The organism is Coleofasciculus sp. G1-WW12-02 (genome assembly GCF_040219735.1).
In the GTDB taxonomy this organism is placed as follows: Bacteria; Cyanobacteriota; Cyanobacteriia; order Cyanobacteriales; family Coleofasciculaceae; genus Coleofasciculus.
On the sequence record NZ_JAVJRX010000102.1, the window covers coordinates 28295 to 42440 of the forward strand.

Here is a 14146-nt window from a genome sequence, read left to right on the forward strand (position 1 = left end):
CATTGTCAATGCATCCAGAAAGTAGATACAAGAGGACTCGCAGGGCTGTATACAATCTTACTGTTCATGTTGTATTTGTGTCTAAATACCGTAGAAGCGTGTTCACAAAGGAGATGTTGGTAAGGCTGTCAGAGGTATTCGAGTCTGTAGCGAGCAGTTGGGAGTCAGAAGTCATTCAATTTAATGGAGAAGAGGAGCATGTGCATCTCCTTCTTTCTTATCCGCCTCACAAATTACTGAGCAGCCTGATTGCTAATTTGAAAGCCACATCATCCAAGACGATGTGGCGAGAATTTGAGCCGACATTAGCTCCTGTTTACAAGAAGAAGGTTTTATGGACAGGTTCTTATTTTGTCTCTAGCTGCGGAGGTGTTACGATAGACAGGCTTAAGGTCTATATCCAAGAGCAAGAATGTCCTGATTCATCCCATCGCTGAAAGCGAGGGTCTTCTCAGGACGGGAAGGATAAAAATTCTGGAAAATTGCGGCGGCATGGTCAGGGTTCACAAATTTATCTAAAGTCCACATCAGCATGACCAGAAACACACTCAGTCGTAGCAAGAGTAATACAACTGGAATTCGGCGATCGCTATTCATCGGGCTTTTATCAACTCCTAACTATACCTAAACAGTGAAACGTTCCTTTAATAGTCCTCAAGAATTCGATAAAAAGCGTTAAGACAACTTAGTGAGCAATCCCAAGATTTTTTTCGAGGTTGGTGTAAGCAGTGTACGGCGATAAGCATCCGCTGCTTTCTTAATGCCTTCAGCTTGAGTTGGATAGGGATGAATTACACCCGATAACCCACTCAAACCCACCTTATTCACAATCGCTGTAGTCACTTCACTAATCATCTCACCTGCATGACGAGCGACAATGGTTGCTCCCAAAATTGTATCGGAACCTTTCTGGTGATGAATCTTAACAAATCCATCTTCTTCACCATCTGCGATCGCGCGGTCTACACTACTAAACGGAATCTTGATCGTATTGACCTCAATCCCCTTTTCCTGAGCCTCATGTTCGTACATTCCCACATGTGCAATTTCTGGATCAGTATAGGTTACCCAAGGCATCACTAAGCTGCTGAGTTGGGAACGTCCTAAGCCAAACGGAGACTCTTCAATTTTTGTTACTATCGAGCCATCACAAGGATTCTCGCAGCCCACTGGAGAAACAGTAATGACCGGAGGCGGGGGTATGTCACTTTAATTTGCGACTTTGGACAAACTAAAAATAAGCTTATCGCCCATCTAGGTGTCAAAACGAAAGCAGTTTTTGTCGAGAAATGGCTTGAAAGCCTTTTATTGTATAGTTTCCACCTTAATACAGCAAGCCCTGCATCGCCATCATCCATCACGTTTTCACTTCCCCAAACTTGGGACTCCAAAACGTCCCCTTTTTCGTCCAAAAATAAGCCACATTTTTACATTTCCCCTGGCGAGACTTGGGATTCGCACAACGCAGCATCTTCTTAGACTCACCCTCTTTCTCATATTCATACAACTCCAACGGCTTCCCACAACTCGGACAAGCATACTCCGTTAACTTGTCTGGCTTGGCTGGCTTGGCTGGCTTCGCTTTCGGTGCAGGGCGATCTGAACGCGGTAACTCATACTCCCCAGCCTTGGCATTCCAAAACATTACCACCCCACATCCCCCTTGGCGATTATCGCAACTGAGGAAATGATCCGCTTTCAGCTTCTGAGACTGAGAAAACACCTTAGTCATCAAATGCTGACATTTAGGACAGGGATAATCCGTGGATTCCGTTCTCGGACGCCGTTTCGATTCACCCTTCGGAGTAGACTGAGTTTGACTGGATATCTCTGGAACTTGGGCAAACGCCGAGTTGAGCGCGGGAGCAAAATAATCCCGATTCCACCCCGTCAAATAACACTCCCAATCCAATTTACCTGACGCGATCGCATCTAAATCCGATTCCATCTTAGCCGTAAATTCTGGCTGAATCAGATCAGGTAACACCTGTGCCAAAAATACATCCAATTCCATCCCCAGTTGGGTTGGCTGCAATTTCCCTTTACTTAACTGAACATAGTTACGCGCTTTCAACGTCTTAATTGTCGGCGCATAGGTGCTAGGACGACCAATTCCAGAACGTTCCATCGCCTGCACCAGTTTGGGTTCGCTGTAACGGGGTGGCGGCTGCGTCTGTTTCTTATCCGCACCTGCCTTATCTAAGCTAAGCGGTTGACCCTGCTGTACCCGTGGTAATTGGGAATCGGCGGCAATATTATTCCAATACCGAGTATAACCGGGTACGAGTAACACCTGTCCCCTAGCTTCCCAAAATACGTTTCCCGATTGCGTAAGAATATGAGTTTTGGATAATTGAGCTTGACAGCATTGGGTTGCGATCGCGCGATTCCAAATTAAATCATACAGTTTTGCCTCATCCCTGGGGAGTTGAACCGATAATTGCTCTGGTGTGCGTTCAACATGGGTAGGACGAATCGCTTCATGGGCTTCTTGCGCCCCGGATTTAGAGCGATGGGCGGCTACTCTAGAGGGTACATTATCCGGGTCATACTGCAAAAGCCACTGTTTTGCCCCTCGACAAAACTCTGGAGACAACGCCACGGAATCCGTCCGCATATAGGTAATATGCCCAGCTTCATAGAGGCTTTGGGCAATTTTCATCGTCACTTCCGGATTCAGCTTGAGTTTAGCACCAGCAGATTGCTGAAGCGTAGAAGTTGTAAATGCGGCTGGGGGAGATTGTTTAACTGTCTTCCCCTCTACTGTGACGACATGATGGGAATGAGAACGCGCGATTGTGACTAATTGATCCGCCTCGTCCTGAGAGAGTACCCGCTTCCCCTCCGATACTGGATGATCTTCTCCCGTATCATCCGGCTGATTCTTCGTGTTCCTCGCATTTTGGGGCGGCTGATTTCGACCCGCGTAAAGGGCTTTAAATCCCTCCTGATATTCTACCCACACTACCCAATAATCCTGGGGTTTAAATGCCAGAATCTCTTGTTCTCGCTTCACCAGTAGATGTAAGGTAGCACTCTGCACCCGTCCCATGGACTTGCAGCCGTTATTCAAGCGCCAAACTAATCGACTTCCCTTATATCCCACCAATTTATCCAAACAATCCCTAGCACGTCCGGCGGCGATAAGGTTTGAGTCAATGGTTTTCGGATGTGCGATCGCGCGTTCTACGGCGGATTTAGTAATCTCTGTGTAAGTCACCCGCAGGGGATGCTTCAATCGTAATTCTTCGGTCAAATGCCAACCAATCGTTTCTCCTTCTCGGTCTGGGTCAGTCCCTAGGTAAATTCGGTCGGCTTGGCGGACAGCAGAGCGCAACTCCGATAAGATTTTCTTGGCTTGTGAACTGCGAGGAACATAGCGACAGTGGATGTGGGAACCCTCCAAATCAAACCCTAGAGAATCTTGACCATCATCAGCTAATTCCCGAACATGACCCATACTGGCTTTAACCGTCCAGCCAGCACCGAGAATGGATTTGAGTTTTTTGACCTTACCGCCTGATTCGATAATGAGTAGATTCGCCATGGCTGTTGGCAAGAGATGATGGAGCAATCAATATAGAGGTATGCCCGGAAAGGGGTTCGATGACCCAAAAATTGGCACAGCTAAATTGCCAGAGTTGACATTTTGTGTATTATATGCATATTAGGTCAAAGTTTGGGACGCGATCGCACAGAAAACCCAGCCTATACGATAAACCAACATCAACTTAAACTGAATGGTACTGACTTAAGCTTAATGGCACTATAAGCATTTTTGGATCGCCTCCACCCTTAATATACCGTAGGGTGGGCACTGCCCACCAGCCTTGGAGCGTGCCATTCAACTTAAACCCAGCCCCTGACTTCGGAATCGGTTAAAATTTTCCCCAACTTAAGACATTCGCTTTTCGTCGCTTGTAAAATATGTTTCATCATCACAGGTTCACCCGCATCAGCCGCAATAAACGCCGCATTTAAGGCAATACTGCGGATATTTCCCCCCGCCATATTCAACTTGCCCAACTTTTGCATCTCTAATTTCTGAGTCGGTGTTTCTTGGGGAAAAATGCGCTGCCAAATCGCGGATCTATCGTCGGCATTTGGAAAGGGAAACTTAACCGAGAAATTGATTCGACGCATAAACGCTTGATCTAAGGCTTCAATCAAATTTGTCGTCAAAATTGCTAATCCTTGATAGGCTTCCATTCGTTGCAATAAATAACTAACTTCCACATTTGCGTGGCGATCATGAGAATCTTTAACTTGCGTTCGTTTACCAAACAAAGCATCCGCTTCATCAAACAATAAAATCGCCCCACTGGTTTCCGCAATATCAAAGATTCGTCGCAAATTCTTCTCCGTTTCACCAATATATTTACTCACCACCGCACTCAAATCAATCCGATAAAGGTCAAGGCTTAACTCCTTTGCCAACACTTCCGCCGCCATGGTTTTCCCAGTTCCACTCGGTCCGGAAAAAAGAGCGCTAATCCCTAATCCACGCCCGCCTTTTCCCGCGAATCCCCATTCTTGATAAACCTTCGCTCGTTGTTGAACATGAGTCGAAACTTCATGTAACGTCTTTTTTTCCAAGTCAGGTAGAATCAACTCCTCCCAAGTCGCTACAGCATCAATCCGTTGCGCCAAATCATCTAAACGGGGACGCGCTTGAACCTTACAGAAATCCCATAAGTGAGGTTTGCAGGGGAGATGAATTACTTTCTATTTTGGGTTGAGATTTTTGAGTTTTCGATGAGCGACGGCGGGTTGAGGATGAGGACGTTTTTTCAAGTTCTTTATTGTTTTGTTCATCATCAGGCTGTTCATCCGTTGATGTAGGCATATAGTCCATATTATTCAGCGATAAACAGGCGGCTTGAATTGTTGCGGCGTTGAGATTAAATTGGGAGACTAGGGTATCAAGTTGTCCATTCAGTTCTGTTGTCAGTGAACCGAGATGGGATTTCCAGATATCTCGTTGTTCAGCATGAGTTAGTTGACCTACATCTAAGGTAATCATCGGGCGTTGACGTTGCGGTTGTCGTTCCTGGGTGCTGAAAATTAATGGCACTTGTAATTGTTCAACAAACTCAACAATCTCTCCCCTTGCTCCGGTTGGATGGCTCTTATGTTAAAACATATTTCCGGTTGAATTCGGTTTAGACAAAATAGTTTATAATTTAGCCACAACTCAAGATGTCTTAGGTCAAGCCGCTTTCCGGCGTTTTCTCGGAATGGACAGGTATTGGCTTCTCGGAGAATCACCCAGGATTCTTGAGGGAATCGGCTCCAATCCTTACATTATCGGGCAACTGAGGCGGCATCATGGAGTATAAACCTGTACAAAAGAAAAATTCATCCTGGACTCCTGCGAAGGTACAGAAAAAGGGCAAGAGTCCAGCTAAAATGGGACATTTTTCAATTCAACCCAAACCCAACCAGACATCTGCCCCACCCCAAGAAATCGGGGACTATTCCAGAGCATCAGCCGATAGACTCGCCGCGAATGTGATGCGAGGACTTCAAGCCAAGGAACAGGAGCAAGCCGAAGAGTCAACAGTACAGCGTAAGTCTGAATCACCATGGACAGCCCGGTTTGATGTCGCCCCACCCACAACACAAACTCCTACTCCTCAGATGGGAACAGCTTTTGCCCCAGTCTCAGAAAACCCGATTCAACGCCAATGTGCTGATTGTGCCAAAGAAGAGAAAGAACAGGCGGGAGAAGCAGGGAAAGACTTAGAGGAAATTGGCATTCAAACCAAGTTGACCATAGGAGCGCCAGGAGATGCTTACGAGCAAGAAGCTGACCGAGTAGCGTCTCAGGTGATTTCAATGTCAGCGCCTCCTGATAGTTCAGCATCAGTTCAGCGTCGGTTGGACACCAATAACCCCAATCAAATATGGCAAAGAGCGCAGTCAATTACACCTGTGGTACAAAGGCTAATTGATCCGCGTGTGCAAATGGGGCAGATGATACAACGGGCAGCTCAAATAGATGGAAATCAAGCATCTGGGGATTTAGAGAGTCGTTTGAATGCGTCTAAGGGTGGAGGTTCTCCATTATCGGAGGGGGTGAGAGGGTTTATGGAACCGCGCTTTGGTGCTGATTTTAGTGGAGTGCGGGTGCATACGGGTGGTGAAGCGGTGCAGATGAATCAGGAGTTGGGCGCTCAGGCGTTTACTCATGGGAGTGATGTTTATTTTGGGGCGGGGAAGTCGCCGGGGAATAATGAGTTGACGGCTCATGAGTTGACTCATGTTGTGCATCAGACGGGTGTAGTTCAGAGAAATCTGGAAATCGGGGAAAAAGGTACTCCCCAGGAAAAAGGCATACAGCCTCACATTCAACCTCTATATAGCCCTTTTTCTTCCCTCATTCAACGAGATATTAAAGGAAAAGGAGATGTTCCTTTAGGGGAATTTGAGATAGATATGAAGAAAAAAGAAAACCCTGGAGGAAAATCAGGAGAAAATGGAGTTGTTAAGTTTACACCGGATAAAAATAAAGGAAGAAATACCAATGATATTCGTCTTTCTCAAATTGTTAAAACTCTAGATTTAGGAACTAACAAAGATTTTGATTGGTCAAAAGTTCCTGGTGAAGAAAATCGCAATAAAATGATGACCAAAGACAGTGGTAAAGTTCATGTTACTAAGTTTGGAGATACTCTAAAATCCTTAGCAAGAAATTACTACGGCGATCCAAATCGTCATGCAGAGATTTACAATGATCCAGAAAACAAAAAAGTCTTAAAATTGGCTGATCCTGATGCTAATATCCCCAAAGGAACAACCATAAAAATTCCCAAAGCAGTAGAAGGTGGCTATTTTATTGACCATTTAGCGGGTGATGCCAGAGCCACTCCTCGGGCGAATAAAGCTGATGCAAATGTCCCTCAAGATTACGTTTGGCCAGGGGAAGAAATACCAGTTAAAAATGAACATGGCTTTAAGAAACCTAAAGCAATTAAAACAGCAAGTTTAAAAGATTTTCCCGGTACAGGAGGGGCTTTACACTTTAATTTTGAAACTGTAGCAAGATCTGTAGATTTAGGCATTTATTACGGAACAATTCATTGGGATTTTGAAGTTAAAAACGATAAAGTTTCTCAAGAAGCTTTCCATATTACCCCTGGAGTTTCTGATACTTTTGAAGAAGCTTTAGATGAGTTTAATAAATTCTATAAAAATCAACACGTTGTCATGAAAGGAGAAACGTTAAGTAGCATTTCTCAGAAATATTATGGCACACCCAATAAATGGAATGAAATCTTTAAAGCTAACAAAAATAAAATCAAAGATCCCAATCATATTGAACCTGGTTGGCAATTGAATATTCCTGGGGTAAGTGGGGGCGTATGATCAAAACAAATCCTAAATTATGCGGGAGAATTAGCTTAGGATTTCTATTCCTAACCATCCTGCTAAATAGTGCTTGCACTAATCAAGTTCAGGCAACAAAATCCACCCCCACATCTACAATTCAAGAACCTACAACCATGAATTCAACTCCTTCTAATCATTCTTATTCATCAACTTCTGAAAATTCCTCTGATTCTGTGCAAAAATATCTCCAAGATTTAAACAGTTCTGATGAAAATGTAAGAGTACAAGCTGCACAAAACCTACAAAAAATGGGACAGCCTCAAGCATTAAAAGCTTGTTTAAAAACAATTAATGATGCCCCTGATCCTTTACATTTAGATATGACTCCAGGCGTGCAATGTCTCAGAAATATTGGTAAACCTGCACTCCCTCCCCTTTTAGACTATTTAAATTCAGAAGATGAAATGACTCGAATGCGGGCGGAAAAAGCCGTTTTATGGATTAGTAAATTATATTTTGGTTTTGATGGCCAACAATGGGCAACAGATGGCTTAGATGTTTGGAGTGAATGGTGGCAAACTATCGGCTATGATGCAGAAGCAACACCCGCACAACGTACAGAAGCTGTACAACGGATGAAAACCTGGTTCGCTAATCAATAGTGCGATCGCCAATCTGGTAGGGTGGGCAAATTATGTTAATTTAACAATTTCACCAAAAATTATATCCATTTGCCCACCCTACTCGCTACTCGCCGACTTCTTGGCAGAAGCTATCGAATGCGAATATTACTCATCGTTCATTGTTACAGAGAACAAGAATCAGTAATTAGAATAATTTCTGCTCGAAAAGCCACTAAAAACGAAAGTAAATTTTATCGAGGATAAAGCGATATATCAAGGGTGGAAGCGATCCAAAAAGGCTGACAGAAGCGTACCATTGACCCTAAAACACCGTCCGGGATTCCAGATGCGCCTCGATGTCCTGACGAGTCCGCCAAACGGGTCGCAATTCATGCCTTGCATACAAGGCTAACTGATCCCCTATATGCCCAGAACCCGGTTGTGTGGCATTGCCATAAACCGTGAGTACCCTTGCTTTAACCGGATCAGAAAATTCGATCGCGGCAATATAACTATCCCCAGCCACTGATCGCAACTTTGTCTCATCCATCGGTGCGAAATCAATCACCTGGAAACTGCCTAACTGCCCAGAAGCTCCACTTCCGGGTAAATCCACGTCCCCGTACTGCAATCGCGCCCTTTCACCCCAAGGGACATCTAACCTGCCATAATCCGACTTAACCCTAGCGGCGGCTTCTGCTAAACTCTTCACCGCCGCCACCGGATCTGCCAAACTATCTGGAGTAGTCAGAGGCGATTGAGGGTTCCAACTCGTCGCAAACTGATTATTATTAGGCATTAACTGTACCCAAGTAGCAAACAAAACCGTCCCCCGACTGTCTGCATTTGCCTGTCGATCCCAGTTGGCTAAGACATTCACTGCTTCATTGGCTAATTCATCCCCCGACTGTCGTGTTGCAGCAATTAAGTCATCTAGTATCCGATCTGCCAATTCTAGACGCGAGGAGAATTTTTTAGCAATCATCTCCTCAAAACTAATTGGATTCTCCGCCATCAGCATCTTCGCCGATCGCTGGGCGCGAAAACTCATCGATTGGGGTGCCATATAGGACGGATAATCATCGGGGTTAATCACTTGGGGAAATGTGGTTGTCCAGGGTGGATCATTGGCATTTTGTAACCAACCCGTTTCTGGGTCAAGAATACGAGGTAAATCTGAATATGGATGATACCTTGTCCATAAGGTTTCGGAGGTATCGCCGGGAACTACACCCTGCCAATATTGCCAATCTCCCTGAGAACGCACTGCCACTTGACCATTGAATATATGCAAAATATGCCCGTCTCGGTCAGCATACAGGATAGTAAACATGGGCAGTTGTAAACGGGCGACGGCTGTCTCAAACTCTTGGCGGTTACGCGATCGCACCATATCCCACAACTGTGCCATTAACTGAGGTTGATCTAACCCCACCACCCGCAACGCGATCGCATTCCCTTCTTGTTGCGTGACGACAGCACCATGAATCGACCGCCGAATCACCAGTTCCTGTTCCTTTATCGTCCCATTTTCCTGCTTCACCTTCAGGGTTTGGGTTTCACTTTCAAAGGGACGAACTTGCCCATCGAACTCATATCCCCCATCAGCCAAAGTGAGTTGATAAGCCGTCCAACCCCGATGGGTATTGACTGTCGCTGTCCAACCCAAGTGATCATTAAACGCGATCGAGAACATAGGCATTCCCACCAACGCCGCCCCATAAGCATCAATTCCTGGGGCGGTTAACTGGGCTTCGTACCACAGGTAAAAATTCGACCAGGGTAAGTGGGGATTCGCCAGTAGCATGGCATTTCCACTCGCCGAATGAGACGGTGCGATCGCCCATCCATTAGAACCGGCTTGAGACTCTCCCGATTTCAACGATTCCAAGCGCTGGGGATTCACCACAAAGTTAAAATGAGTCACCCGTTGCAAATGTGCCAACACATCCACCCCATCCACGGGCAACACCACCTTGACCTTATCGTCAATTTGGTCATCATGTTCGGAGGCATAGCGATTAATCCCCGCCGCAAAGCTATCCAAATAACGCCGCATCGTTGGATCTTGCGCCTCGTACCATTCCTGCGCCCTAGTGGGAATGCCCATGGTTCGGACATACTTATCAGAGTCCAAATAGTCTTGACCCCAATACTCGGCTGCCTTACCCCGTGCCTGTCCATATAACTGTAGAATCAGGTTGCCATGACTCGCCGCTTGCGCCCAGCCAAACCCTTGGAATAGATTCTCTATATTATTCCCGTAAATATGCGGTACGCCCCATGTATCCCAAAGAATCTCTGTTTGATCGTCTCCAGTAACTGGACGGTTAATTCCCCAGGCTACAGTAAATATAACCGTCAGCAATACTACGACCAAAACTGAAAATTTTTTGTTCAATCGGGGCATTTTAAATCTAAATCAAATTAGGCATTTTTTCCAGTTATCAATTATAGCTGCTATTTTTCAAATCAACCACAATCCGTTGTCAGATATTCTTTTCTTCTGAGTTTCTTCCTTGACTCTCAATTTAAGTTTTATGCGTTAAACTAATAATTAAGTTAAGAATTTAAACCCAAACATCTCTAAAAACAATAGAGGATAATGTCCACTGCTTTAATTACTGGAGCGTCGGCAGGACTGGGTGCTAGCTTTGCTCAGGAACTCGCTAAACGCCAAACAGATTTAGTTCTTGTCGCTCGTTCCCACGACAAACTACAGCAACTTGCCCAAGACTTACAAGCCACTTATGGGATTCAAGTAGAAGTGATTCCCCAAGATCTTACCGAACCTGATGCTGCCTCGAAAGTCTTTGAAAGGATCAACCAGAAAAATATTACCATCGATTTACTGATTAATAATGCTGGGTTTGGCGACTATGGCGTCTTTAGTCAGAGTTCCCGACAGAAGCAGCTAAAAATGATTCAGCTTAATATCCTGGCGTTGGTAGACTTGACTCATCACTTCCTCCCCCAGATGCAACAACGAGGTTCTGGAAGTATTATTAACGTCTCTTCAATTTCTGGGTTTCAACCGCTCCCTTATCTATCAATTTATTCATCGACTAAAGCCTTTATTATCAGTTTCAGTGAGGCGCTTTGGGCAGAAAATCAGCACACGGGTGTTAAAATTCTGGCGGCTTGTCCTGGACCTACGGAAACGAGTTTTTTCGCAGCGGCTAATTTTGACCAATCTGCTCCTGAGAGTTTAAAGCAGCAAAAAACCGATTCCCCAGAGGTAGTGGTGCAGGAAATTCTCAAGGCTCTAGACGCTGATGATTGTACAGTAGTGACAGGGCGGTGGCAGAATCATTTGCTGGTTAATCTGTCGCGACTCTTGCCCAAAAAAACCCTGGTACAGATTGTCGAGCAACAGTTTCGTCCTCAAAAATGACCAAAGCAAGGCACAAGGAAATAGGGAACGGGGAACAGTAAAGATTCTCAATCGATGACAAAGGTGCAACCTGATTAAGGTGGCACCTTTTTCGCGATCTGTAAAAATCGAAGGGTCTGACAATGTTTAGATTAATCGAGGTAATCAAGAAACTATGACCAATTCGTCTCTCCTGTACTGCTAGTGGCGTCAGTTGGGGATCAATAGTTAGCCACTGGCATAATTTCGTCAACTAACAGAGGTCCATATAGATTGGATGTTCCTGTTTCGTGACTATTCCAGTTTCCTTGAATAAAGTAGATTCCCTCCTGGCAGGAAGCAGCGATTTTTCCCGTGTGACCTTTTAAAGAGCCTTTGGTGATTTGCACGAGTTCATTCTGCTTGTAAACCATTGTGATGCCTCCGTTTCAAATTTAGTCAAAAATTAACTTTTCTTAGATATACAGTATTTTGGCAAAAACCATACGCCATTAACGACAATCTTTCGGCATATTTTGGCAAAATTTAAACTTTACAATGCTTTACAATTAAGCAGGTTTATTGAAATCGTTGGTATCGCAGGTGTCTGATCAATAGGCATCCAGGGGTGTTGAGCGCTTTTGGGATCAGGCTGTATAAATAACACATTTGACTTGGGCAAAAGATATACAACTCTGGTTGATCTATCTGAGGAAATACGAGGAAAACTCAGGATTGAGACGAAGGGAGAATATCTCACCCTTCCCAAAGGTGAAATCTGCTGAGTCTGATCAAACGTCATTCATACCCTACCCCTATAGAACTATTACGTCTTTTTTCTAAAGGCAGATCTTCTCTGGGTGATGGATTTACAGTAGAAGTATCGTCTCCTAAATTTCTCCTCATGTAAAAAGGACGCTAAAAAATGATAGTTAAATCTTACTGCCGAGTGATCCTGTCCTTTATCATCATGGTTGGTCTGATATTCGTGACTTCTCTTCAGTCCGTTGCCCAAGCTGGCGATGATGTCGTGGATGTCTATTTCTTTCAAAGCAAAACCTGCCCCCATTGCCTCAAGCAAAAACCCTTAATGACCTATATTGATCAACACAATAAAAATGTTGACATTACGTCCATTGAGGTCAACGACAATCCCAGGGAATGGCAGGAATTCCGAAAAGCCCGGGGAATCTCGTCCGGCGCTGTTCCCAGGACGGTGATTGGGGAAAAAATGTTCATTGGCTATAGTGAAGCCGAAGGACCCTTGGAATACAATCCAGTTCATCAAGCTTATATCGGCTACAAAAACCAAATTATTGCGGCGATAGAAACAGAAGTCGGATCTCCACTCAATTTACCCACAACGGATCAAACGACTCAGCAACAGACTAGCCCCCCGTGGCGGGTCTTTTTAATCCCGTTCTGGTATCTATGTAGTTATCCGTTTTTGAAAGACCAACTTGAGAAACGACAAGGTAAACGTTATTGGATTGGCGGGTTACTGGCAACAACTATCGTCAGTCTATTTGTGTTTCTTGCCCTCACGCCTGATGCTGTAATTAAAACCTTTGCCCAAGGGCTTCCCTTCCCCCTGTTTGTCTCTACTATTGCCCTTGCCGATGGATTTAATCCTTGTGCGTTCACAGTTTTAGTGATTCTGCTGTCGTTACTCACTTATACCCGCAGTCGCAAGGATATGACTTTGGTGGGGACAACCTTTATTATCACGTCAGCGGTGATGTATTTTATATTTATCATGCTGATGGTCTTGGCAGGTTCAGTCTTTCTGGAAAACTATGGCACTCAATTTCTGCTGATTCTGGGAATTCTGATTACCGGGGCGGGTTTGATCAATATCAAGGATTATTTTTGGTTCAAAAAATCTATCTCCCTATCCCTCTCAGAAAAACAACAATCAACGATACATAAACGAGCGGGAAAGATCGTCAGAAATCTGAGAAATGCTAAAGGCGATCGCAAAATGTTTCTCGCGGCATTAGCCGGGACTGTTTTATTAGCCGTCTTCGTCAATATTGTCGAACTTGGCTGTACAGCGATTCTGCCTGCTGTTTACATGACAACACTGCTACAGTATTGCTCGGATACGATTGGCTTGTGTCATCTCTCGTGGACAGGTTTGTATGCCGTGATTTACATTATTCCGCTGTTGGCGATTTTAGGCAACTTCATCTATTCGTTTAAGTCCACTCGACTCACTGAAAACCAAGGGAGAGTGCTGAAACTGGTTGGCGGACTATTCATGCTGTTCTTTGGTCTGGCGATGATATTTAAACCTGAACTATTAACCCTTGGTTAGAACTCTATCGCAGAAGACTCCAGGGCTCTAGGTCAGAAGGAAAAAGTATCCAAGTTATAAAGGGGGTGATTTTTTTCTCCCCCTGTTTTCCCCTTGTCTAAGTGAAGTCACTTTAATAGGCTAATGGTGAAATTTCGTCGCCAAGAAGCGGCCCGTATAGGTTAGATGAATCGGTTTTTTGATTGGTCAAGTCTCTGGCAATAAAATAGCTACCTTCATGGCTACAAGATGCGATTTTTCCTGTATGACCTTTGAGAGAACCTTTAATTATTTTTACGCGATCGTTTTGTTGGTAGAGCATGATGCCACTGGCACTTGTAAATTTTCAGGTAAACCATTTCATCATACGAATAATATTTTTTTAATTCGATGAAGCTGAACAGGCTTTTTAATAAAGTTTTGGCAAAGTTTATTTGATAAAACTTTACATTTTGAAACTTAATCTTCTCTCCCCCTATTTCCTGAGAAGGGCGGGTTTAGTCAAGTTTCGGAACAGTGCCAAAATGTTATCGGTAAAACCCG

At 44.5% G+C, this 14146-nt stretch carries 9 protein-coding genes and 3 pseudogenes; 7 read left to right on the forward strand and 5 right to left on the reverse strand.

All coding sequences use genetic code 11. From position 1 onward, the window contains the following. The first annotated feature begins 8 nt into the window (after positions 1–8). Positions 9–437, forward strand: coding sequence for an IS200/IS605 family transposase (gene tnpA / locus RID09_RS17110; RefSeq protein WP_446337135.1), 429 nt, complete (start codon positions 9–11; stop codon positions 435–437). Positions 438–675: 238 nt separating this feature from the next. Here the strand turns inward: tnpA and RID09_RS17115 are convergent. Both RID09_RS17115 and topA read right to left on the reverse strand, forming a co-directional pair. Next, positions 676–1119, reverse strand: a pseudogene (locus RID09_RS17115) (FAD-containing oxidoreductase); the annotation flags it as partial. A gap of 238 nt (positions 1120–1357) precedes the next feature. After that, complete coding sequence (topA, locus tag RID09_RS17120; protein WP_446337136.1) at positions 1358–3547, reverse strand: type I DNA topoisomerase; 2190 nt, start codon at positions 3545–3547, stop codon at positions 1358–1360. A 102-nt stretch (positions 3548–3649) separates the two neighbouring features. Between topA and RID09_RS17125 the strand changes: the two genes are divergently transcribed. Then, positions 3650–3772: a hypothetical protein gene (locus RID09_RS17125; protein WP_446337137.1), complete on the forward strand. Its 123-nt coding sequence runs from the start codon at positions 3650–3652 to the stop codon at positions 3770–3772. Positions 3773–3849: 77 nt separating this feature from the next. Here RID09_RS17125 and RID09_RS17130 read toward each other — a convergent pair. Beyond that, positions 3850–5101: pseudogene (locus RID09_RS17130) on the reverse strand (ATP-binding protein); the annotation flags it as partial. Between the two features lie 227 nt (positions 5102–5328). Between RID09_RS17130 and RID09_RS17135 the strand changes: the two are divergent. The 3 genes and pseudogenes from RID09_RS17135 to RID09_RS17145 all read left to right on the forward strand — a co-directional run. Further along, positions 5329–7368 (forward strand): eCIS core domain-containing protein, encoded by a 2040-nt coding sequence (locus RID09_RS17135; RefSeq protein ID WP_446337138.1) that lies wholly within the window; start codon positions 5329–5331, stop codon positions 7366–7368. Beyond that, on the forward strand, positions 7365–7994 hold the full coding sequence (locus RID09_RS17140; RefSeq protein WP_446337139.1) for a HEAT repeat domain-containing protein: 630 nt from the start codon (positions 7365–7367) through the stop codon (positions 7992–7994). The genes RID09_RS17135 and RID09_RS17140 overlap by 4 nt, the downstream gene beginning before the upstream one ends. A 96-nt stretch (positions 7995–8090) precedes the next feature. Continuing rightward, a pseudogene (locus RID09_RS17145) lies at positions 8091–8219 on the forward strand (BrnT family toxin); the annotation flags it as partial. Positions 8220–8277: 58 nt separating this feature from the next. Here the strand turns inward: RID09_RS17145 and RID09_RS17150 are convergent. Further along, positions 8278–10365: an acylase gene (locus RID09_RS17150; RefSeq protein WP_446337140.1), complete on the reverse strand. Its 2088-nt coding sequence runs from the start codon at positions 10363–10365 to the stop codon at positions 8278–8280. Between the two features lie 195 nt (positions 10366–10560). Between RID09_RS17150 and RID09_RS17155 the strand changes: the two genes are divergently transcribed. Continuing rightward, positions 10561–11349, forward strand: a complete 789-nt coding sequence (locus RID09_RS17155) for an SDR family NAD(P)-dependent oxidoreductase (protein WP_446337141.1) — start codon at positions 10561–10563, stop codon at positions 11347–11349. A gap of 200 nt (positions 11350–11549) precedes the next feature. Here RID09_RS17155 and RID09_RS17160 read toward each other — a convergent pair whose 3' ends face one another. Continuing rightward, a complete protein-coding gene (locus RID09_RS17160; protein ID WP_446337142.1) occupies positions 11550–11741 on the reverse strand; it encodes a hypothetical protein in 192 nt (63 codons plus the stop codon). A gap of 554 nt (positions 11742–12295) precedes the next feature. Between RID09_RS17160 and RID09_RS17165 the strand changes: the two genes are divergently transcribed. Beyond that, complete coding sequence (locus RID09_RS17165; RefSeq protein ID WP_446337143.1) at positions 12296–13624, forward strand: glutaredoxin family protein; 1329 nt, start codon at positions 12296–12298, stop codon at positions 13622–13624. Positions 13625–14146: the final 522 nt, after the last annotated feature.